Annotated in this window: 19 protein-coding genes; 8 read left to right on the top strand and 11 right to left on the bottom strand. The window is 63.9% G+C overall.

Annotation, left to right across the window (positions count from 1 at the left end; all coding sequences use genetic code 11):
* Positions 1–9 precede the first annotated feature (9 nt).
* The 5 genes from AC5I5I_RS15245 to purC all read right to left on the bottom strand — a co-directional run bounded on the left by AC5I5I_RS15245 (position 10) and on the right by purC (position 2,869).
* A complete protein-coding gene (locus AC5I5I_RS15245; RefSeq protein ID WP_495974478.1) occupies positions 10–288 on the bottom strand; it encodes a hypothetical protein in 279 nt (92 codons plus the stop codon).
* Positions 289–370: 82 nt separating this feature from the next.
* Positions 371–1,072 carry a phosphoribosylformylglycinamidine synthase subunit PurQ gene (purQ, locus tag AC5I5I_RS15240; protein WP_495974476.1) on the bottom strand — a complete coding sequence of 234 codons (702 nt, stop codon included), beginning with the start codon at positions 1,070–1,072 and terminating at the stop codon, positions 371–373.
* Between the two features lie 15 nt (positions 1,073–1,087).
* The gene (gene purS, locus AC5I5I_RS15235) at positions 1,088–1,327 is read right to left on the bottom strand and encodes a phosphoribosylformylglycinamidine synthase subunit PurS (protein WP_495974474.1); all 240 of its coding nucleotides are present in this window, start codon (positions 1,325–1,327) and stop codon (positions 1,088–1,090) included.
* 81 nt (positions 1,328–1,408) lie between these two features.
* Positions 1,409–2,098 carry a hypothetical protein gene (locus AC5I5I_RS15230; RefSeq protein WP_495974472.1) on the bottom strand — a complete coding sequence of 230 codons (690 nt, stop codon included), beginning with the start codon at positions 2,096–2,098 and terminating at the stop codon, positions 1,409–1,411.
* A gap of 3 nt (positions 2,099–2,101) precedes the next feature.
* Positions 2,102–2,869, bottom strand: coding sequence for a phosphoribosylaminoimidazolesuccinocarboxamide synthase (gene purC / locus AC5I5I_RS15225; protein ID WP_495974470.1), 768 nt, complete (start codon positions 2,867–2,869; stop codon positions 2,102–2,104).
* A 503-nt stretch (positions 2,870–3,372) separates the two neighbouring features.
* Between purC and AC5I5I_RS15220 the strand changes: the two genes are divergently transcribed.
* From AC5I5I_RS15220 to AC5I5I_RS15210, 3 genes are read left to right on the top strand one after another with little or no spacing between them, the layout of a single operon-like run.
* A complete protein-coding gene (locus AC5I5I_RS15220) occupies positions 3,373–3,690 on the top strand; it encodes a DUF1476 domain-containing protein (RefSeq protein ID WP_495974468.1) in 318 nt (105 codons plus the stop codon).
* A 15-nt stretch (positions 3,691–3,705) separates the two neighbouring features.
* Positions 3,706–4,353, top strand: coding sequence for a class I SAM-dependent methyltransferase (locus AC5I5I_RS15215; RefSeq protein WP_495974466.1), 648 nt, complete (start codon positions 3,706–3,708; stop codon positions 4,351–4,353).
* Positions 4,354–4,376: 23 nt separating this feature from the next.
* Entirely contained in the window at positions 4,377–5,153 is a 777-nt protein-coding gene (locus AC5I5I_RS15210; RefSeq protein ID WP_495974464.1) for an HpcH/HpaI aldolase family protein, read from the top strand.
* Positions 5,154–5,157: 4 nt separating this feature from the next.
* Here the strand turns inward: AC5I5I_RS15210 and AC5I5I_RS15205 are convergent, their stop codons facing one another.
* Complete coding sequence (locus AC5I5I_RS15205) at positions 5,158–6,381, bottom strand: TrmJ/YjtD family RNA methyltransferase (protein WP_495974462.1); 1,224 nt, start codon at positions 6,379–6,381, stop codon at positions 5,158–5,160.
* A gap of 138 nt (positions 6,382–6,519) precedes the next feature.
* Here AC5I5I_RS15205 and AC5I5I_RS15200 point away from each other — a divergent pair, with 138 nt between their 5' ends.
* The 4 genes from AC5I5I_RS15200 to AC5I5I_RS15185 all read left to right on the top strand — a co-directional run bounded on the left by AC5I5I_RS15200 (position 6,520) and on the right by AC5I5I_RS15185 (position 12,351).
* Positions 6,520–7,311 (top strand): hypothetical protein, encoded by a 792-nt coding sequence (locus AC5I5I_RS15200; RefSeq protein ID WP_495758421.1) that lies wholly within the window; start codon positions 6,520–6,522, stop codon positions 7,309–7,311.
* A 3-nt stretch (positions 7,312–7,314) separates the two neighbouring features.
* Positions 7,315–8,112, top strand: coding sequence for a hypothetical protein (locus tag AC5I5I_RS15195; RefSeq protein ID WP_495974460.1), 798 nt, complete (start codon positions 7,315–7,317; stop codon positions 8,110–8,112).
* A gap of 77 nt (positions 8,113–8,189) precedes the next feature.
* Complete coding sequence (locus tag AC5I5I_RS15190; RefSeq protein ID WP_495974458.1) at positions 8,190–9,911, top strand: carbamoyltransferase C-terminal domain-containing protein; 1,722 nt, start codon at positions 8,190–8,192, stop codon at positions 9,909–9,911.
* Positions 9,912–10,128: 217 nt separating this feature from the next.
* Positions 10,129–12,351, top strand: coding sequence for an NADP-dependent isocitrate dehydrogenase (locus AC5I5I_RS15185; RefSeq protein WP_495974456.1), 2,223 nt, complete (start codon positions 10,129–10,131; stop codon positions 12,349–12,351).
* 159 nt (positions 12,352–12,510) lie between these two features.
* Here AC5I5I_RS15185 and AC5I5I_RS15180 read toward each other — a convergent pair whose 3' ends face one another.
* Together AC5I5I_RS15180 and AC5I5I_RS15175 are read right to left on the bottom strand one after the other, a co-directional pair.
* On the bottom strand, positions 12,511–13,140 hold the full coding sequence (locus tag AC5I5I_RS15180) for a ferric reductase-like transmembrane domain-containing protein (protein ID WP_495974454.1): 630 nt from the start codon (positions 13,138–13,140) through the stop codon (positions 12,511–12,513).
* 28 nt (positions 13,141–13,168) lie between these two features.
* Entirely contained in the window at positions 13,169–13,681 is a 513-nt protein-coding gene (locus AC5I5I_RS15175) for a peptidase associated/transthyretin-like domain-containing protein (protein WP_495974452.1), read from the bottom strand.
* Between the two features lie 365 nt (positions 13,682–14,046).
* Here AC5I5I_RS15175 and AC5I5I_RS15170 point away from each other — a divergent pair, with 365 nt between their 5' ends.
* Positions 14,047–15,258 (top strand): NADP-dependent isocitrate dehydrogenase, encoded by a 1,212-nt coding sequence (locus tag AC5I5I_RS15170; RefSeq protein WP_495974450.1) that lies wholly within the window; start codon positions 14,047–14,049, stop codon positions 15,256–15,258.
* Positions 15,259–15,390: 132 nt separating this feature from the next.
* On the opposite strand, the gene AC5I5I_RS15165 is transcribed toward AC5I5I_RS15170, so the two are convergent.
* The 3 genes from AC5I5I_RS15165 to recA form a co-directional block, all read right to left on the bottom strand.
* A complete protein-coding gene (locus AC5I5I_RS15165) occupies positions 15,391–17,181 on the bottom strand; it encodes a cation:proton antiporter domain-containing protein (protein WP_495974448.1) in 1,791 nt (596 codons plus the stop codon).
* 160 nt (positions 17,182–17,341) lie between these two features.
* Positions 17,342–20,008 (bottom strand): alanine--tRNA ligase, encoded by a 2,667-nt coding sequence (gene alaS / locus AC5I5I_RS15160; RefSeq protein ID WP_495974446.1) that lies wholly within the window; start codon positions 20,006–20,008, stop codon positions 17,342–17,344.
* A 427-nt stretch (positions 20,009–20,435) separates the two neighbouring features.
* A complete protein-coding gene (gene recA / locus AC5I5I_RS15155) occupies positions 20,436–21,524 on the bottom strand; it encodes a recombinase RecA (RefSeq protein WP_495974444.1) in 1,089 nt (362 codons plus the stop codon).
* Between the last annotated feature and the right edge of the window lie 134 nt (positions 21,525–21,658).

The raw sequence follows: 21,658 nt of genomic DNA, 5'->3' as shown, positions 1-21,658 counted from the left end.
ACCGGGAAGTCACGTCGGCTGCGGGCGAGATATTGCGAAAATGCGGTCCCACAAGGTGCCGCCAAGGCGACGACGGCCGACATAGAAATAGACAACAATGATGGCGAACAGCACCAGCGCCGGCCAGCCCGACAGCTGAAAACCTTCGGACGTGGTGTTGCCGGTCAAGACGCCGATGACATAGCCGCCGACCAGAAACACCGTCAGAAAATCCAGAATAGAGGCGACGACCCGTTTCCAGATGGCGGCCGGCTTGGGGCCTTGCGTTATCGGGGCTGTGTCGGTCATTCGCACTCCCTCCCCTGCGCCGCAACCTCACGTCACCTTGTCTACCCGCAGCGGCTCACGCCGCCTGGTCAGATCGCGGCGTTCACGCCGCCTGGCGAAACTGGTCCACGAGGCCTGCGAACAGGCCGCGGCCGTGGGTGCAGCCAATGATACTTTCGACATGGTTTTCCGGATGCGGCATCATGCCGGCGACATTGCCGCCCTCGTTGAGGATCCCGGCGATGGCATTGATCGCACCGTTGATGTTGGCCTGCGGATCGAGCGAACCATCCGGCGCGCAATATCGAAACAGCACCCGCCCCTCGTCCTCGATCCGCTGAACGGTCTGCGCATCGGCGATCCAGTTGCCTTCGCCATGCGCGACCGGGACGCGGATCACCTGCCCCGCATTGTAACCGCGGGTGAACGGCGTATCCGACCGCTCGACCTTGAGATGCACGTCGCGGCAAATGAATTTCAGTTGCGCGTTGCGCATCAGGACGCCGGGCAGGAGGCCGGACTCGCACAGAATCTGGAAGCCGTTGCAGACGCCGAGCACCAGCCCGCCCTTCGCCGCGAAGGCGCGCACGGCATCCATGATCGGCGCCCGCGCCGCGATCGCGCCGCAGCGCAGATAATCGCCATAGGAAAAGCCGCCCGGCACCACGACCAGATCGGTGCCCGCGGGCAGTTCAGTCTCGGCGTGCCAGACCATCGCCGGTTCGACGCCGGAGACGAGTTTCAGCGTACGCGCCATGTCGCGCTCGCGATTGATTCCGGGGAAGACGAGGACGGCGGATTTCATGGCGCTGATATGGGTTCAGAGGACCTCGATGCGATAATTCTCGATCACCGTATTCGCCAGGAGCTTGTCCGCCGCATTTTTCAGCGCGGCTTCGGCCGCAGCCTTGTCGGTGCCCTCGAGTTCGATATCGAACACCTTGCCTTGGCGGACGCTGGCGACTCCCGACACGCCCAGCGATTTCAGGGCTCCCTCGATCGCCTTGCCCTGAGGATCGAGAATGCCCGATTTCAAGGTGACGGTGACGCGCGCTTTCATGAGGACAATCGCAGATTCGGGGCCGGTTGAGGTTTCGACCTAGCACCCTTCGCGGTCCCCCTCAATGCGCCTATGCCGCCGTCACAGCCCGATATAGGCGAGCCAGCGCAGCCAAAACGGGTCCGGCGCAGGCTTGAAGCCGCCTATCAATGCGTCGAAATGGGGACGCCATGTCGCGAGTTGGTCCTCCGGGACATGGCAGACGATGGCAATCGAATGGCTGCGCGCGCCCGTGGAAAACGACAGGAAACGGGTCACCCGGCCGTTGAACGAGACCCGGTATTCGGACTCGTAGAACGGGTGGCCGCTGCGGGTCCGGGCAAGCGTATAAGGCTTCACTGCCTCCGGCGGGACATCCGCGGCATCGCTTGCGGCGCCTGATTGCGCGCGCTCCTTCTCGCTGGAAGCCTTCTCCGCGGCCAAGCCTTCAATAACCGCACGCGCGGTGTCCTCGGCGTCGAATCCCGATATCAGGCGGCGGACCGACGCCACCGGCACCCAGACCCTGCTGCCGGAACATGCGGCGACCACACCGCGGCAGGCTTCGGGTCGGCACGCGACCGAGAAATCGCCGTCCCCGTCTCCGGTAATGCTCCACAGGGTCTCGTCATAGGGCAGCGTGAATGTGCCCACTGAATCTGCGTATTCCGCACCGAATGCGAATGTGCGTCCGAGCAGAATGATCGCCGCAACACATCCGCCCGTCAGCATGCGCCTGACATGGAAACGGGAGCCGACGGCTCCCGTTTCAATCCGGTCGTAGCGCGACATGCCTCAGCCCTTGACGAGGACCGGACCCGTGCCGCGCGGCGGCTCGCCCTCATTCATGATGCCGAGACGCTTGGCGACCTCGGTATAGGCCTCCAGCAGCCCGCCGAGATCGCGGCGGAAGCGGTCCTTGTCGAGCTTCTCGTTCGACTTGATGTCCCACAGCCGGCATGAATCCGGCGAGATCTCGTCGGCGACGACGATCCGCATCATGTCGTTTTCCCACAGCCGCCCGCATTCCATCTTGAAGTCGACCAGACGGATGCCGACTCCGAGGAACAGGCCGGACAGGAAATCGTTGACGCGAATGGCGAGCGCCATGATGTCGTCGATCTCCTGCGGATTGGCCCAGCCAAACGCAGTGATGTGCTCTTCCGACACCATCGGATCGCCGAGCTGATCGTTCTTGTAATAAAACTCGATGATCGAGCGCGGAAGCTGCGTCCCCTCCTCGATGCCGAGTCGGGTCGACAGCGAGCCTGCGGCAACGTTGCGCACCACCACCTCGAGCGGAATGATTTCCACCTCGCGGATGAGCTGCTCACGCATGTTGAGCCGGCGGATGAAGTGGGTCGGCACGCCGATATCGTTCAGATTCTGGAAAATATATTCCGAAATCCGGTTGTTCAGCACGCCCTTGCCTTCGATCACTTCATGTTTCTTGGCATTGAAGGCGGTGGCGTCGTCCTTGAAATGCTGGATGAGGGTGCCCGGCTCCGGGCCCTCGTACAGGACTTTGGCTTTGCCTTCATAGATGCGGCGACGGCGGCTCATCGGAATATACCGTGTGTTGTGGAAGTCCATCGAATGCCGGGGTTCCTGTTGGTGTTCTTGAAGTCCGCGGCGGAGGCGAACGGCACGACCTGCGGCGAGCGCGGCGCGGCCGTTCCAGTCGCCGCGAACCTAGCCGATTGGGATCAGAAGCACAAATCAGATAGGGGCGCGCATCCACACGGCAATGTCGCCGCACCATCGAATCGGCCTCGCCTTGACGCGATTCGGCCGATATGCAAGCCAGCCGAGCTTCCGGTCTGCGGTGCGGGAGGCAATCCTTCACTTCGCACGGCCTGGCCCGCTATACTGGACTTCGCACGATCGGGGCCGGTATGCAGCGCTTTTGGAAGTGGTCGGCATCTCTGCCGCCGCTTCGGCCGGCGGGCGAATGGAAGGCACGCTGTACGATATCCGCTACCTGGTGAACCACAATTGCTGAGTTCCGTTGATCCGGCGGCGCCTGCACCCTATGTCCCGCGATACCAACTGGCAGTGAGGAATCGATGACGACGTTCGACAAGCGCGAAGAAGGCTTCGAGAAGAAGTTTGCGCATGATGAGGAGTTGAAATTCAAGGCCACGGCCCGCCGCAACAAGCTGCTCGGCCTGTGGGCCGCCGCCGAACTCGGCAAGACCGCCGACGAGGCCGCCGCCTATGCCAAAGAAGTCGTCGCCGCAGACTTCGACGAACCCGGCGACGATGATGTGGTGCGCAAGGTTGTCGCGGATCTCGCCGCCAAGGGCGTGACAGAGGGTCAGGTCCGCGCCAAGATGACGGAATTGCTGGCGGAAGCCGTCAGGCAGATTCAGGCCGGCACATAGAGCATTACAATCGTCATGCAGGCATCTCATTCGCTCTCACCGGTCTCCATCGAGGAGACCGCCCGCTGGTATGACGGGAAGCAGTTTCGCACCGACTGGACGTCGTGGCATTTCCCGAACTGGATGACGTTGCTTGCACCGTTTCGCGACCGTCCGGCGCGGATGCTCGAAATCGGCTCCTGGGAAGGCCGCTCGGCGATCTTCTTCCTGAATTATCTGCCGCAGGTGAAATTGACCTGCATCGACACCTTCGCCGGCGGCCAGGAACACCAGGAGGCGGCCGCGCGAACCGCGGAAGAAGCCGAGATGCTGGCTGGCGTCGAATCGCGTTTCGACGCCAATACCGGCGCCTTCTCCGGGCGCCTTGAAAAGCTCAAGGCGCCGTCAGTGGACGGCCTGATCCAGCTCGGCCTCGCCGATCGCCGCTTCGACATCGCCTATATCGATGGCGGCCATCGGGCGCGTGAAGTCTATGCCGACAGCGCGCTGACCTGGCCGCTGATGGCGCCGGGCGGGCTTGTGATCTTGGACGATTATCTATGGGCCGAGATGCCCGACCCGATGGACAATCCGAAGCCCGGCGTCGATGCCTTCCTGGCGTCGATCGAGGGCCAGTATCGTATGGTCCACAACGATTATCAGGTCGCGATCGCCAAGCTGTAGCGGCCCCCGCCGGGAAACCAGACATGTCCTCCCCCGCCTTCACGCTTGCCCGCCGCCTGCGCGCAGGCGAAACCGTCTATTCGGCGTGGTGCAGCCTGCCCGAGCCGCTGATCTGCGAAGCGATTGCACGGGAGGGCTTCGCCGCCGTCGTTGTCGACATGCAACATGGCATGTGGGACGAGCCGTCCGCACTGCAGGCGGTTGCACATGTGCATCTCGCTGGTGCGGCTCCGGTCGTCCGCGTGCCGCTTTGGCATAACTCGCTGGTCAGCCGCATGCTCGACTGGGGTGCCGAAGGCATCATTGCGCCGATGATCAACGGAGAGGCCGAAGCGCACGCTTTCGTGCAGGCTGCGAAGTATCCGCCAGTCGGCGAACGCTCGATCGGCGCGCATCGCGCGGCGATGATCGCAGGCGTACCGGATCAGAAGCTCTATATCGCCGACGCCAACGACACGACCCTGACCTTCGCGATGATCGAAACCCGGGCCGCACTCGACAGTCTTGACCTGATCGCGGCGATGCCCGGTATCGACGTGCTGTTCGTCGGCCCCGCCGATCTTTCTTTCAGCCTCTCGAACGGCGCGACGCTCGACCCGCATTCGGCGGCGGTCGACAAGGCGCTAGAGCAAGTGCTCGCCGCCTGCGACCGCCACAAGAAAATCCCAGGGCTGTTCTGCCGCGATGCCGAGCGCGCATTGGAAAAGGCGGCAGCCGGGTTCAAATTCCTGACAGTGGGCAGCGACCTCATCTTCCTGCGCGCCGGGACCGCCGCTCAGCTTAAGGTGTTGAACCGATAGCGCGTCACGTCGTCCCACCGTCCGGCGGCTCTAGCGCGGTGACCGCGAGGATGCGGTCGAGCACCGCGTCCACATCCGCCATGACCGCGTCCGCCCTCACTTCGACGATCCGGTAATCGCGCTCGCGCATCCAGTCGAGTTTCTGCCGCCGCGCTTCGGCTGCTTTCGCATCCTCGCTGTCCGGCACCACATCGACCACGATGCGGAGTGGGAACGACACCAGGTCGGCGACATGCGGTCCGATCGGCGTCTGCCGCTTGAAGCCAAGCTCGGCGAAACGCCGGTCGCCGGTCATCGCGGTCCACAGCGCCCGCTCCGCGTCGGTCGGATTGCGGCGCAGGAGTCGCGCCAGCCCGCGCACCGGCGAGTCCGAACGCACGATTTCCGCCTTGCCGTGTTGGGCAAGAAGGTTGCGCAGCATCTCGGCTTCCGGTCCGTCGAGCAGGCCGCCGCGCGCTGGACCCTTGCGGCCCTCGACCAGCGCCATGACAACACCATGCAGCGTGCGGATGTCCTGCTGGGTCGGCTGCATGCGTGTGAAGATGTTGCGCATGTTCACGGTCATGGTGCCGCGTTTCTCATGCGGCCGGAAATATTCGATGCGCTCCAGTTCGCGTTCGAGATCGTTGAAGAAGGCGAGCAATTGCTGCTTCGGCGCCGGCGGCGACTTCTCTGGCGTTGCAAATGGCAGATCGCCGGCCGTGCTCAGCTTGAACCATTCGTACCCCGCGATCACGACCGCCTGCGCCAGATTGAGCGACGCGAAGGCCGGGTTGACCGGCAGCGTCAGGATCGCATCGGCGAGGCCGACCTCGTCGTTTTCTAGGCCGTTGCGCTCCCGGCCGAAGACAAGCGCCACCTTCTCGCCCGCGGCAATGCGGGGACGCGCGAGCCGCGCGGCCTCATCCGCGGCAATGACCGGCTTGGCCTGATCGTGCGAACGCGCCGTCGCGGCGATCACGAAATTGCAATCGGCAATCGCGTCAGCGAGGGTTTCGTAAACCGTTGCAGCGTCCAGGACCCGGTCGGCGCCGGCCGCCATGATCGCCGCCTCCCGGCTCGGCCAGCCGCAGCGCGGATTGACGAGACGCAGCTCCGACAGGCCGAAATTCGCCATGGCGCGGGCGGCGGCGCCGATATTCTGGCCGAGCTGCGACTCGACAAGAATCATCACCGGTGCAGGCTCCGCCACCCAGTTCCTGGTCTTGTCCGTACCCGCGCCCGGCATTGGCAGTCCTCCGCGCGCTCTATATCGCGCGACCGGCGACGGTGGCTACCGGATTTGCCCGCGCGCGACAGCGATCGTGGCATGACCGCCGCAGGGGCGCCGATTGACGCAGACTTCGGATTCGGGACAGTAGCGGCCATGAAGATATTGCTGGCGACACCGGCCTATGGCGGCAAGGTGACCACGACCTATTGCGAAGCCGTGACCGCACTGATCGACCACTTTGCGGACAAGCACCCGCATATCCGGTTCGAACACAAGTTCCTGTCGCTTTCGCTGCTGCCCTTCATGCGCAACGTCTATGCGAACCTGATCATGCAGGACGAGAGCTTCACTCATCTTCTGTTCGTCGATGCCGATATGGGCTTCGCCCCTTCGCTGATCGAACACATGATAGCTGCCGACAAGCCGGTGGTCGGCGCGATCTATCCGCATCGCCGCTTTGACCTTGCGACATTCTATGCGTTGCATCGCGAGATTGCGGACCCCGCCGTCGCCCGGCTGGTGGCAATCGACTATGCCGGCTCGGTCGAACTCGTCGATGGCGCGTCCGGAAACGGCGAGCCCCGCTCCGCCAGCAATCTGGTGATCGACGGCCGCTGCGTCCGCGTTCGCGATGTCGGCGCCGGCATCATGCTGGTCAGGCGCGACGTCTTCGACAGGATCAAGGCGAGCTATCCGCAATTATGGTGTGAGGCGGTCGAACATACCTATGGCAAGTTCGGCCTGACAGGCGGCGTCCTGCAATGCTTCGAGCCGATGCCCGACGAGCATGGCCATTATTGCGGCGAGGACACGTCGTTCTGCCGGCGCTGGGTGCAGGGCTGTGGCGGCGAGGTCTGGGCGGTCGTGACCGAGACCATCATTCATGTCGGGACCGAGAAGTTCGTCGGCAATTTCCTGACCAAGCTGCAGCACGAACGGATGTAGCCGATGAAAGTCCTGATCGCGACACCGGCCTATGGCGGGGAGCTGACCACCGCCTATTGCGAGTCGCTGATCGCGCTGCGCGCGCATTTCCGCGACAGGCATCCGCATATTCGCTTCGAGCAAAAGTTCATGTCGCTGTCGCTGCTGGCGTTCATGCGCGCCGTCTATGCGAGCATCGTCCTGGACGACGAGAGCTTCACCCATCTTCTGTTTATCGACGCAGATATGGGCTTCGCCCCTTCGCTGATTGAAAAAATGATAGCCGCCGACAAGCCGGTGGTCGGTGTCATGTCACCTTTCCGTCAGCTCGATCTCAATGCGTTCTACGCATTGCATGACGAGATCGCCGACCCGGCCATCGCCAGACTGGTGGCGATCGAATACGTCAATGCATCAGGCGTGGATGTCGTGGGGAGCACGACGAAGGACGGCGACGTCAGCCCCGGTACCAGCCTCGTGATTGACGGCCCATGCATCCGGGTGCGGGACATCGGCACCGGCGTGATGTTGATCAAACGTTACGTCTTCGAGCGCATGAAGGAGCGTTATCCGGATTTGTGGTGCCAGGCGGCGGCGGGTTTCTACGACAAATTTGGCCTTAAAGGCGGCCTGTTGCAGTGCTTCCAGCCCCTGCCGAACGAACACGGTGTTTACGCCGGCGAAGACACTGCATTCTGCCGCCGCTGGGTCGAGGGCTGTGGCGGCGAGATCTGGGCGGTGGCGACCGAAACGATCGCTCATGTCGGACCCCAGAAATTCGTCGGCAATTATCTCGCTAGGTTGCAACACGGCCGGATATAGCGCCTCGGTGGCGGGGCGATTGTCCCCTGCCCCAAATCGGGCTAAACAGCGCGCCCTAAAGGCAGTCGATCCTCCTGATGTCCCAACTCATTCTCGGTGTTCACTCCGGCTCTCATGACGCCGCGGCGGCCCTGTTCGACGGCTACGCGCTGAAAGCCGCGGTGTCGCTCGAACGTCTGACCCGCAACAAGGGCGATGGCGCCTATCCCGACCTCGCCATCGATGAGGTGCTCTCGATCGCCGGCGCGACCCGCAAGGATGTGGAGGTGGTCTGCCACAGCCGCACCCTGATGCCGACCCGGTATTTCCGCGACCTTTCGTTATTCGACCGGATCAAGGAGCAATACCGCACGCATCTGCGGGGCAAGCCGCGCCGGCAGATGATGCCCGAGATCGTCCGCCACGGCAGCGCCGACGTCGAACGCTTCTACGATTCTGCCGCGCTCCTGCGTGACAAGGGCTTCCGCGACGGTACGCAATCCTTTTTCTACAATCACCATGAGGCGCATGCGCTGCCCGCGCTGTTCTACAGCCCCGGCTGGGACGATGCGCTCCTCGTCACCGCCGACGGCGGCGGCGACAATGTGCATTACAGCCATCGGCATTTCGCCAACGGCACCCTGACCGACATCTATGGCGGCGAAGACACGATCCTGACACCCGCGGTCGAAGACTCGCTCGGCAAGATGTATGGCGCCGCCACCCGCGCGCTCGGCTTCCGGCGTGTGCGCCACGAGGGGAAGGTCACCGGCCTCGCGGCCATGGGCAAGCCCGTGCGCGCTGCGGAGCTCGCGGCAAAATTCTCTGTCGACGCCAACGGGCGCGTGCATTCCACGCTCCGCTCCGACCGCGAGATCAACGCCTTCATGCAGGCGCTGCTCAAGGGCCTCAGCAAGGAAGATTATGCGGCGAGCGTGCAGCAGGTGCTGGAAGACACCATGCAGCTGTCGTTCGAGCGGCTGCTGGCCAAATATCCCGCAAAGCATATCGGCGTGTCGGGCGGCGTATTCGCCAATGTGAAGCTCAACCGGCTGCTGGCCGAAAAATTCGGGCTCGACGAGGTCTTCGTCTTCCCAGCCATGGGCGACGATGGTCTCCCGGTCGGCGGAGCGCTTGCATGGCTTTTGCGCCGTGACGGCCTCGCCACCTGGCTCGACAATCGCCGAGACCTCGGCCCGGTCTATCTCGGCCGCGACTTCACTGCGACCGTCGATGCCGCCCTCGCTGGCATCCCCAACGTGAAGCGCACCGACGAGGCGCCGGTCGCGGGCGCGGTGCAGCGGCTCGAAGCCGGACAACTCGGCGCGATCTATACCGGCCGGATGGAATATGGCCCCCGTGCGCTAGGCAACCGCACCATCCTCGCCAATCCCGCCCGCCGGGACACCCATGACCTCCTGAACCAGCGGCTATCACGATCCGAGTTCATGCCGTTCGCACCGGTCGCCACCGCCGAACGCGCAGCTGCGGTTTTCGACATCACCAACGTGAACCGCCGCGCCTGCCGCTACATGACGATCGCAACCGACGTTCGCCCGGACTGGCGCAAGCGGATCGCCGCGGTGGTGCATGTCGACCAGTCGGCGCGCCCGCAGGTGATCGAGCGCGCCGACAATCCGCTCTACCACGACATCCTCACGGCATTCGAAAGCGCCACCGGGCTTGCCGCACTGGTCAATACCTCGTTCAACGTCCACGAGGAGCCTATCGTGAACACGCCCGCCGAGTGCGCCCGGGCGCTGACCGACGGCCGGATCGATTTCGTGGTGACCGATCAGGCCCTGTACGTGCGGGGCTGACCGGCCGGCGGCCCGTTTCCTGTGCCTGCGGACAAGGCTTTTACCGGCGGGGTCCGGATGCTATAGGGCGCGCGCCCAACTTCCGTCAGTCGGATCCCCGGTTGACGGTATCCGCCGAGAACAATTCATTTGAAGGCTTGGGGGAGAAGATTCCCTCCGCCCGTAGATGGTCAGTTTCCGGTCGGCCCAACACGTATGGCGACCTAAAGGTGCGAGCATGCCAGATCTCGAAATTGTGTGGACAAAAGTCGATGAAGCCCCGGCGCTTGCGACCTATTCCCTCCTGCCGATCGTCGAGGCATTCGTGGCCACGGCCGGCGTCAAGATGAAGCTGAAGGACATATCGCTGACCGGTCGGATCATCGCCAACTTCCCCGACAAGCTGAAGCCGGAACAGAAGATCAACGACGAACTGGCCGAACTCGGCAAGCTCGCGGTCAAGCCGGAAGCGAACATCATCAAGCTGCCCAATATTTCCGCGTCGATCCCGCAGCTCAAGGCCGCGATCAAGGAATTACAGAGCAAGGGCTATGCGGTTCCCGATTATCCCGAGAATCCCACAACCGACGCCGAGAAGGACATCAAGGCCCGCTACGGCAAGGTCCTGGGCAGCGCCGTCAACCCGGTCCTGCGCGAAGGCAACTCCGACCGCCGCGCCGCCGGCGCTGTGAAGGCCTATGCGCGCAGCCATCCGCACAAGATGGGTGCGTGGAGCAAGGACTCAAAGACCCGCGTCGCGCACATGACCGGCAAGGATTTCTACGGTTCGGAAGTCGCGACCACCGTTGCGGCAGCGACCAACGCCCGCATCGAGTTGGTCGAGGCTGGCGGCAAGACGACCGTGCTGAAGGAGAAGGTGCCGGTTCAGGCCGGCGAGGTCATCGATTGCGCGGTGATGAACGCCAAGGCGTTGGACGCATTCTACGCCGATGCGATCGAAGCGGCGAAGAAGGATGGCATCCTGTTCTCGCTGCACGTCAAGACCACGATGATGAAGATCTCCGATCCGATCCTGTTCGGTCATTGCATCAAGGTGTTCTTCGCCGACGTGTTCGAGAAGCATGGCGCCACGCTGGCCAAGCTCGGTGTCAATCCCGACACAGGCTTCGGCGAAATGCTGGCCAAGATCGAAACCCTGCCCGACACCGAGAAGGCTGCGATCAAGGCGGACATCGACGCCGAATACAAAAAGCGCCCCGGCCTCGCGATGGTCAATTCGGACAAGGGCATCACCAATCTGCACGTGCCGAGCGACGTGATCATCGACGCTTCGATGCCGGCGATGATCCGCGAGTCCGGCAAGATGTGGGGGGCCGACGGCAAACTGCACGACGTCATCGCCGCGATTCCCGATCGCTGCTATTCGACGTTGTTTCAGGCCGTCATCGACGACTGCAAGGCCAACGGAGCGTTCGATCCGAAGACGATGGGGACCGTGCCGAATGTCGGCCTGATGGCGCAGGCGGCGGAGGAATACGGCTCGCACGACAAGACCTTCCGCATCCCCGCGGACGGCACGGTCAACGTGGTTGCGGCGGACGGCACGGTGCTGATGTCCCAGAAGGTCGAGACCGGCGACATCTTCCGCATGTGCCAGGTCAAGGACGCGCCGATCCAGGATTGGGTCAAGCTTGGCGTGCGCCGCGCGCGGCTCACCAACACGCCCGCAGTGTTCTGGCTCGACAAGAACCGCGCGCACGACGCCCAACTCATTGCCAAGGTCGAGAAGTACCTCAAGAACGAGGACACGTCAGGACTCGACATCCGCATCATGCCGCCGGTCGAGGCCATCAAATTCTCGCTCGAACGCATCCGCAAGGGCCTGGACACCATCTCGGTCACCGGCAACGTGCTGCGCGATTACCTGACCGACCTGTTCCCGATCATGGAGCTCGGTACTTCCGCCAAGATGCTGTCGATCGTGCCGCTGCTCCAGGGCGGCGGGCTGTTCGAGACCGGCGCCGGCGGCTCCGCTCCCAAGCATGTCGAACAGTTCAAGGGCGAAGGTTATCTGCGCTGGGATTCGCTCGGCGAATTCCTGGCGCTGGGTGCCTCGCTTGAGCATCTGGCGCAGGTCAGCGGCAACGAGGACGTGAAGGTCCTCGCCGAGACCCTCGACGAAGCCAATGGCGAGATTCTCGAGCATAATCGCTCGCCGGCGCGCGCCGTGGGCGAGTTGGATAACCGCGGCAGCCATTTCTACCTGGCGCTTTATTGGGCCAAGGCGCTGGCGCGGCGCGACAACAGCTCCGCCCTCGCCGCCCGCTTCAAGCCGCTGGCCGAGACGCTCGAGAAGAACGAGGCCAAGATCAATGCCGAATTGATCGCAGCGCAGGGCAAGCCGGTCGATACCGGCGGTTATTATCTGCCGGACAACGCCAAGACGTCGGCGGCGATGCGGCCGAGCGCCACGCTGAACGCGGCACTCGACGCGCTCTGAGGCGGGTGACGCCCGCATTTGCGGTCGCCGTCATTGCGAGCCGTCAGGCGAAGCAATCCCTTTTGCAACAGATTGGATTGCCTCGTCCTGCTTCGGCTTCGCCTCGCAGTCCTCGCAATGACGAATGCGCGTGTTGCCTCAACGCAGCGCGCGAGACCGCTAACGCGAACGCGCCGGGCTCACTTGGCGTACCGGCGCCCGCTTTCGCCACACCCTATCCGCGATGACTTTCGCTGCCGCGCCGGCAACCAGAGCGCAAAGCACGGCTTTCGACATCGTCTCCATCGTCCCCTCGATGAGCAGGCTGTGCGCCACGCTGCCGATAACGATGACAACCGCCAGAGACATATGCGCGGTGCGCCACGTTCGCGGCGCGAGTCCCAAGCGGCGGCGGAACGCAGCCATCAGCGCTGTCGCGAAGATCGTCCACATCGCGATCACGCCGAAGGGAGAGAACAGCGTCGGCGACATCAACAGCAGCGCGTCGACCATGTCCGGCGGATTCGCGATCCAGAGGCCGCCGACATGGACCGCGACCGCTGCAACCAGCGCGCCGCCGATCCAGACATGGGCACGCCGTCCGAGATAACCCGACAGGCCCGGCAAATATCCGGCGATCAGCAAAGGCTGAACCAGCACCAGAGCCAGCGCAACGATCCCCGCAAAGCAGGCAAGGATATAGACCGGACCGCGATAGGCGAGCAGTTCGCTGGTCCCCGCGAGCGCGAGCGGGACAAGAATGGCCGCGAGCACGACCGCCCAGATCAGGGTCGCGCGGACCAGCCTCATGCGCGGCGTCCGACCCGCTCAGGCCGACTCAGACCGGTTCCAACACGAAATGCGCTTCGAGGCTCTTGTCCTTGGCGCTGCGCATGAGCGGACGCAGGAACACGGTCTTGAACTCACCGCTGTCATAGGCGAGGTGGCCGTGCGGCTGGCCGAAGATCGGAACGATCTGCGGCATCTCCAGCCGGAACACCCCGTTCTTGTCAGTGAGGGTGGCGCCGTGGCTTTGCGGCTCGTGCTCCTGGCCTTCGACCGTGTGCGCCCAGATCTGGATCCGCTGCCCGGCCAGCGGCGCCCCGTCGCCGGCCCGGCGCACCGTGCCGCTCATCCAGAAGCCGCCCTTGCCGATCCGATCGACGATCGCCGCACCCTTGATGTAGTTATTTGCTCCGCCCCGCATCGTTTGGGTCGGTGCGAGACCTTGCGCGCGCGCCGGCACCACGAATCCGGGCGCTACGGACACGCCGGTTGCCAGCACGGAGCTGGCAAGGACGGAACCACCGGCGGCCAGAAGTGCGCGGCGGTTGAGCAAGGCGGTCGGCATGTGTGTTCCTCCGGTCGACATCCGATAACTCCAGTTAGACGCGGAACGCCGCGAATCTACCCGGTTGCGACCAAATGCCAGTCCAGCAAACCCGGCGAACCGCCATGACAGTTCTGTGAACGCACGACGATCGTTCGGGGGTCGCACCATGGCAAACCGCGGAACGGATTTCATATTCCCTGCCGGCGGTCGCAATCGCCTCAAGCACGCATCGGCCAAGCCACCATGCTACTTCTGGCCTGCTTCGCCTGGCCGCCGGTGGCATGCTATAGGGCCGTTGCAGTGGCCGGACTGTGCGATGCGGCGTGCCGATTCTCCCGTCGGCCGACGAAGATTGCCGAGGATTCAAAAGGTAGCTCCCTGAAATGGCGAAGATCAAGGTGACGAATCCCGTTGTCGAGATGGACGGCGACGAGATGACCCGGATTATCTGGCAGTTCATCAAGGACAAGCTGATCCACCCCTATCTCGATATCGACCTGCTCTATTACGATCTCAGCGTCCAGAAGCGCGATGAGACCAACGACCAGATCACCATCGACGCAGCCAACAAGACCAGGGAGGTCGGCGTCGCGGTGAAATGCGCCACCATTACCCCTGACGAAGGCCGGGTGAAGGAATTCGGTCTGAAGGAAATGTGGCGGTCGCCGAACGGCACCATCCGCAACATTCTCGGCGGCACCATCTTTCGCGAGCCGATTATCTGCAAGAACGTGCCGCGCCTGGTGCCGGGCTGGACCCAGCCGATCATCATCGGCCGCCACGCATTCGGCGATCAGTATCGCGCCACCGACTTCAAGTTCCCCGGCAAGGGCACGCTGACGATCAAGTTCACCGGCGACGACGGCCAGGTCATCGAGAAGGAAGTGTTCAAGGCGCCCGGCTCCGGCGTCACCATGGCGATGTACAATCTCGACGATTCCATCCGAGACTTTGCCTATGCCTCGTTCAATTACGGCCTCTCGCGCAATTACTCGGTCTATCTGTCCACCAAGAACACCATCCTGAAGCAATATGACGGCCGCTTCATGGAGCTGTTCCAGGAGGTGTTCGACAAGGACTTCAAGGCCGAGTTCGACAAGCGCAACATCGTCTATCAACACCGCCTGATCGACGACATGGTCGCCTCGGCGCTGAAATGGTCCGGCGGCTATGTCTGGGCCTGCAAGAATTACGACGGCGATGTGCAGTCCGACACGGTGGCGCAGGGCTTCGGCTCGCTCGGGTTGATGACCTCGGTGCTGATGACGCCGGATGGCAAGGTGGTGGAAGCGGAAGCCGCGCATGGCACGGTGACGCGCCACTATCGCGAACATCAGAAAGGCAAAGAGACCTCGACGAACTCGATCGCCTCAATCTTCGCCTGGACCCGCGGCCTCGCGCATCGCGCCAAGCTCGACGACAATGCCGCGCTGGCGAAATTCGCGGCCACGCTGGAGAGGGTCTGCATCGACACGGTCGAGTCGGGCTTCATGACGAAGGACCTGGCCCTCCTTGTCGGCCCCGAGCAGAAGTGGCTATCGACCACCGGCTTCCTCGACAAGATCGACGAGAACCTGAAAAAGGCGATGGCTTGAGTTCGCCGTCGTCCTGCGATGCGAGACTGCGCAGCAGCCGAGTCTCGAAGGACTGCGGCCGTCATCCTTAGAGGCGCGCTTCGCTCGGACTTCAGAATAACGGGTTCATGAACGAACGGCGCGCCTCCGGGCCTACTCGGCCGCAGGCGCTTCGCTCGCCTTTGAGGCTGCCCTCTCCGCCTTGCGCGCTTTCTTCGCGGCGCGCTGCACGGCGACGACCTCGAGGTTGCGGATATCGGCGATGCGCCGATCGGCGACCTCTTCGGGGAAATCGAGATTCTCCAGCAGGCGCCCGGCCAGTTGCAGGCTGGCCTCGACCGCCTCGGGAATGGCGTCGGCCGCGCCAAGCTTGGTCAACCGCAACGCGTGTTCGGAATCCTTGGCGCGCGCGAGCACCATCGCCTTCGGCCGCAATTTGATGATCTCGGCCACCATGCGCTCGGTCGCTTCCGCGCTTCCGAGCGTGACGATGAACGCCCGCGCCTTCCTGATGCCGGCATGGTGCAGAATCTCGTGCCGGCTGGCGTCGCCGAAATAGACCGGCCGATCCTGTTCGCGCTGCTCGGTCACCAGCGCGCCGTTGGTATCGAACGCAATCCAGGGCACGTTTTCGCTGTCGAGCACGCGCGCCACCGTCTGTCCGACGCGTCCGAAGCCGCCGATCACCACATGATCGCGCAGCTCGGCCGTACCGGCTTCGGGCGTGTGATGTTCATGATCCATTGTGTCGAGCCGCTCCGCAATCCGGCGCGCAACGCTCGCCAGTAACGGCGTCACCATCATGCTCAAGCCCGCGACGGCGATTGCCGAGGTTGCAATCTCCTGGTCGAGCAGCCCCTTGCCGCTCGCAAGGCCGATCACGATGAAGGCAAATTCGCCGCCTTGCGCCAGCAGCAGCGCGACTTCGGCTGCAACCGGCCGCGCCACCTTGAATAGCCGCGCCGCGAAATACAGCGCGCTCGCTTTGACCGCGATCAGGCCGACCAGCGCGAGCAAAATCCATCCGATATGGTTCCAGACCACCTTGAGGTCGATCACCATGCCGACGGTGACGAAGAAGATGCCGAGTAGCAGGCCCTTGAACGGGTCGAGATCGACCTCGATCTGATGACGGTACTCGCTGTCGCTGAGCAGCAGCCCGGCGAGGAACGCGCCGAGCGCCACCGAAAGGCCCGATGCCCCGGTCGCCGCCGAGATGCCGACCACGATGGTCAGGGTGATCGCCATGATCAGTTCACGCGAGCCGGTGCGCGCCGCCGAGCGCATCAGCGGTGTGACCACATAGCGGCCGACCACCATGATGACGCCGACCGCGACGAAAGCCTGGCCGAATGGCAACAGCAGGTCGACCAGCGACTTGTCGCCGGCATTGCGCGCTTCCAGGATGCCGATCGCGAACAGCACCGGCACCACCATCAGATCCTGAAACAGCAGGACCGACAGCGCCACGCGCCCGACCGGTGTCGCGGCCCGGTGCTGATCGATCAGAAGCTGCATCACGATCGCCGTCGAGGACAGCGCGAAGCACATGCCGAGAATAAGGCCGGTGGGCGGCGTGATCCCGCTCATGCGGATGGTGGTCCCGATCACCACAATGCAGATCGCCACCTGCACGAGCCCGACGCCGAGCACATAGCGCCGCAATTGCCACAGCCGCGGCAGCGACAATTCCATGCCGAGCAGAAACAACAGAAACACGACGCCGAGTTCGGCGAGCGGCTCCGCCGCTTTCGGATCCTCCAGCGTGACGTACTGCAGGAAGGGGTAAAAATCGTCGAGATAGCCGATGCCGAAGGGGCCGAGCACCAGGCCGATCAGGAGGAAGCCGAGCACCGTGCCGAGAAACCGGTGCAGCAGCGGCACCAGGATCCCGGCGGCGACGAGAAAGATCAGGACGCTTTTCAGATGTTCGGCGTGAAGCAAAGGTCTTCGTCCCCTAAAACGCGATCGGGCGCGAGCCCGTCATCGGCGCCCCATGCAACGGGCGAGCCAATATGCTGTATCAAGAACCTGCAGACAGGGCCTGCAGGTGGCTTGCCGATGTCGCGGGAAGACCGTCAGGCGACAAGCCGCTCCGGCGACGCTAGCTGCCGCCGATCGCTGCCTCAATCGCCTTCAGTGCCGCGTCCGCCTTGGAGCCGTCCGGCCCCCCGGCCTGGGCCATGTCGGGCTTGCCGCCGCCACCCTTGCCGCCCAGCACCTCGGACGCCTTGCGCACCAGGTCGACAGCCGAGAAGCGCGAGACGAGATCGGGGGTGACCCCGACCACGATGCTGCCCTTGCCGTCGTCGCTGGTTGCGACCAACGCGACCACACCGGAGCCGACCTGCTTCTTGCCCTCGTCGGCTAGACCCTTGAGATCCTTGATGTCGATGCCGGTCACGGCGCGCGCCAGGAGCTTGATGTCGCCGACGGTCCTTACGCCGTCGTCGCCGCCCGCCTTGGCGCCACCGCCGCCCATGGCGAGTTTCTTTTTCGCGTCTGCCAGATCGCGCTCGAGCTTCTTGCGCTCGTCGAGCAACTGGGTGATGCGCGAGGGCATGTCGGCGACCGACACACGCAGGAGATCCGTCGCCACCGATTGCGCCGCCTGCATGGTTGCATTCGCGGCCTTGCGGGCGGAGCGGCCGGTCAGCGCCTCAAGACGCCGCACGCCGGCGGCGACGCCCTGATCGGCCACGATCGAGATCAACCCGATATCGCCGGTGCGCTTGACATGGGTGCCGCCGCACAATTCGACCGACCAGCCGAGCGTATTGGAGCCGGGCTTTTCGCCCATCGCCACCACCCGCACCTCATCGCCGTATTTCTCGCCGAACAGCGCCCGGGCGCCGGACGCGCGCGCCTCGTCGAGCCCCATCAGCCGCGTGGTGACTTCGGAATTCTGGGTGACGAAATCGTTGGCAAGGTCCTCGACCTTCTCGATCTCCTCGGGCGTCATCGGCTTCGGATGCGAGAAGTCGAAGCGCAGCCGCTCTTCCGCGACCAGCGAGCCCTTCTGCGCGACATGATCGCCGAGGATCTGGCGCAGCGCCTCGTGCAGGAGATGCGTCGCCGAATGGTTGGCGCGGATCGCGGAGCGGCGGCCGTGCTCGACGTCGAGCTGCAGCGCGAGGCCGTCCTTCAGGCTGCCCTCCTCCACCACGCCGGTATGCACGAACAGGTCGCCGGCCTTCTTCTGGGTTTCGGTGACACGGAAGCGCACGCCGTCCGCGGTCATCACGCCGGTATCGCCGACCTGGCCGCCCGACTCGCCATAGAACGGCGTCTGGTTGACGATCACCGCGCCGGTTTCGCCCGCATTCAACTCGGCAGTGCGCGCGCCGTCGCGCAAGAGCGCCATCACCACGCCTTCGGCGCTTTCGGTTTCGTAGCCGAGAAATTCGGTGGCGCCGAGCTTTTCGCGCAGCCCGAAATAAACTGTCTCGGCCGCGGCATCGCCGGAGCCCTTCCACGATTCGCGTGCCTTTTCGCGCTGCTTATCCATCGCCGCATTGAAGGCATCGAGGTCGACCCCGATGCCGCGCGGGCGCAGCGCATCCTGGGTCAGATCGAGCGGAAAGCCATAGGTGTCGTAGAGCGTGAACGCGGTCTCGCCCTTTAGCGCGTCGCCCTGCTTCAGCCCTTTCGACTCGTCTTCCAGGATCGACAGCCCGCGCTCCAGCGTCTTGCGGAAGCGCGTCTCCTCGAGCTTCAGCGTTTCGGTAATCAGCGCCTCGGCCCGATGCAGTTCCGGATAAGCCTGACCCATCTCGCGCACCAGCACCGGAACCAGCCGCCACATCAGCGGGTCACGCGCGCCCAGCAATTGCGCGTGGCGCATGGCGCGCCGCATGATCCGGCGCAGCACATAGCCACGGCCCTCGTTCGACGGCAACACGCCATCGGCGATCAGGAACGACGAGGCACGCAGGTGATCGGCGATCACGCGATGCGACGCCTTCTGCGGGCCTTCGGCTGACACCTTGGTCAATTCGGCGATCACCTGGATGATCGCGCGGAACAGATCGATGCTGTAATTGTCGTGAGTGCCCTGCAGCACCGCGGCGATGCGCTCGAGCCCCATGCCGGTGTCGATCGACGGCTTCGGCAGATCGAGGCGGCTGCCATCGGGCAGCGCCTCGTATTGCATGAAGACGAGATTCCAGATCTCGATGAAGCGATCGCCGTCCTGGTCCGGCGAGCCGGGAGGACCGCCCGGGATCTTGTCGCCGTGATCATAGAAGATTTCCGAGCACGGACCGCACGGCCCGGTATCGCCCATCGCCCAGAAATTGTCGGAGCCGGCGATGCGGATGATGCGGCTCTCGGGCAGGCCCGCGATCTTCTTCCACAGGTCGAAGGCAACATCGTCGTCGATATAGACGGTGGCGGTGAGCTTGTCCTTCGGCAGGCCGAAATCCTTGGTGACCAGATTCCAGGCCAGCTCGATCGCGTGATCCTTGAAATAATCGCCGAACGAGAAGTTGCCGAGCATCTCGAAGAAAGTGTGGTGGCGCGCGGTGTAGCCGACATTGTCGAGATCGTTATGCTTGCCGCCGGCGCGGACGCATTTCTGCGAAGTCACCGCCCGCGCATAGGGGCGCTTCTCAAGGCCAGTGAAAACGTTCTTGAACTGCACCATGCCCGCATTGGTGAACATCAGGGTCGGATCGTTGCGCGGCACCAGCGGCGAGGACGCCAGCGGCTCATGGCCGTTGCGCGCGAAGTAGTCGATGAACCCAGCCCGGATATCGTTGACGCCGCTCATGAAAGATTTGCCGCCGCGGCAGCCTGTCCGCGGCCCCTGTCTGCGCCGGGGTTGAAGGCCCGGATCGGATTGATGTTTCGGGGGATATGTAGCGACGCCGCCCGGCCAAGTCCAGAAACGGACCGATTTCCGGCGCTTGCGGGCCGTTCGGGTCTGCCAGAGGCGAGGAGCCGCCGGACACGCGAGCAGATGGCGACTTGAGGAGATGACAGGCGCCAGGAGATGACAGGCCGGGCGGCAACGGCGGTCATCGCCGGCCCGTCAGCCCGTTGGGGCCCGCGCTCGGTGCCCGCGCGAACAGGCCACCGCACTGCCTAGGCAGGTCCGACCTACGGAAGCCGCTCAAAAAAACGCCGGGGAGCGGACCGCGAGGCAAGCGGTCCCCTCACCCGGCCCGCGCGGCGACGCGGATGGAGGGCAGTCCGGATTATTCCTTGGCGTCGTCCTCGCCGTCGTCGTCGGTCTCTTCCTCGCCGGCCAGGATCTTGTCGGCGATCAGCCCTGAATTCTGCCGCACGGCAGCCTCGATCGACGCAGCCATGTCGGGATTGTTGCGCAGGAAGGTCTTGGCGTTCTCGCGCCCCTGCCCGATCCGCTGTGAGTCATAGGAGAACCAGGCACCGGACTTCTCCACCACGCCGGCCTTGACGCCGAGGTCGATCAGCTCGCCCATCTTCGACACGCCCTCGCCATACATGATGTCGAACTCGACCTGCTTGAACGGCGGCGCCAGCTTGTTCTTCACCACCTTGACGCGGGTCTGGTTGCCGACCACCTCGTCGCGATCCTTGATCGCGCCGATGCGGCGGATATCGAGCCGGATCGAGGCATAGAATTTCAGCGCATTGCCACCGGTGGTGGTTTCCGGCGAGCCATACATCACGCCGATCTTCATCCGGATCTGGTTGATGAAGATCACCATGGTCTTGGACTTGTTGATCGAGGCGGTGAGCTTGCGCAACGCCTGGCTCATCAGCCGGGCCTGCAAACCGGGCAGCGAATCGCCCATCTCGCCGTCGAGTTCGGCCTTCGGCACAAGCGCCGCGACCGAATCCACCACCACCACGTCGACCGCGCCGGAACGCACCAGCGTATCGGTGATTTCCAGCGCCTGCTCGCCGGCATCGGGCTGCGAGATCAGGAGGTCGTCGACATTGACGCCGAGCTTGCGCGCATAGACCGGGTCGAGCGCGTGTTCGGCATCGACGAAGGCGCAGATGCCGCCCTTCTTCTGCGCTTCGGCCACGGTGTGCAGCGCCAGCGTGGTCTTGCCGGAGGATTCCGGCCCGTAGATTTCGATCACCCGGCCGCGCGGCAGACCGCCGACGCCGAGCGCGATGTCGAGCCCGAGCGACCCGGTCGACACGGTGGCGATATCCATCGCCTTGTCGTTCTTGCCGAGCCGCATGATCGAGCCCTTGCCGAACGCGCGTTCGATCTGGGAGACCGCGGCGTCAAGAGCCTTCGACTTGTCCATGGAGGAACCTTCAACCAAACGCAGGGCGGCCTGGGCCATTGTCGCTCCTTATGACTGACGATTCGGGCGGCGTATACGCGCGGCTCTCGCCCGCTTCTCCGCTCGGCTGGTTTCGGACCGTTCGGGCTGTTTCGACCGAACAAGACTCAATGTACACCATTTGTTCTAAGTTC

It is taken from the genome of Pseudorhodoplanes sp. (assembly GCF_059499825.1).
Note: the sequence above shows the minus strand (reverse complement) of the source record. Positions and strands in the feature narration are given on the sequence as shown.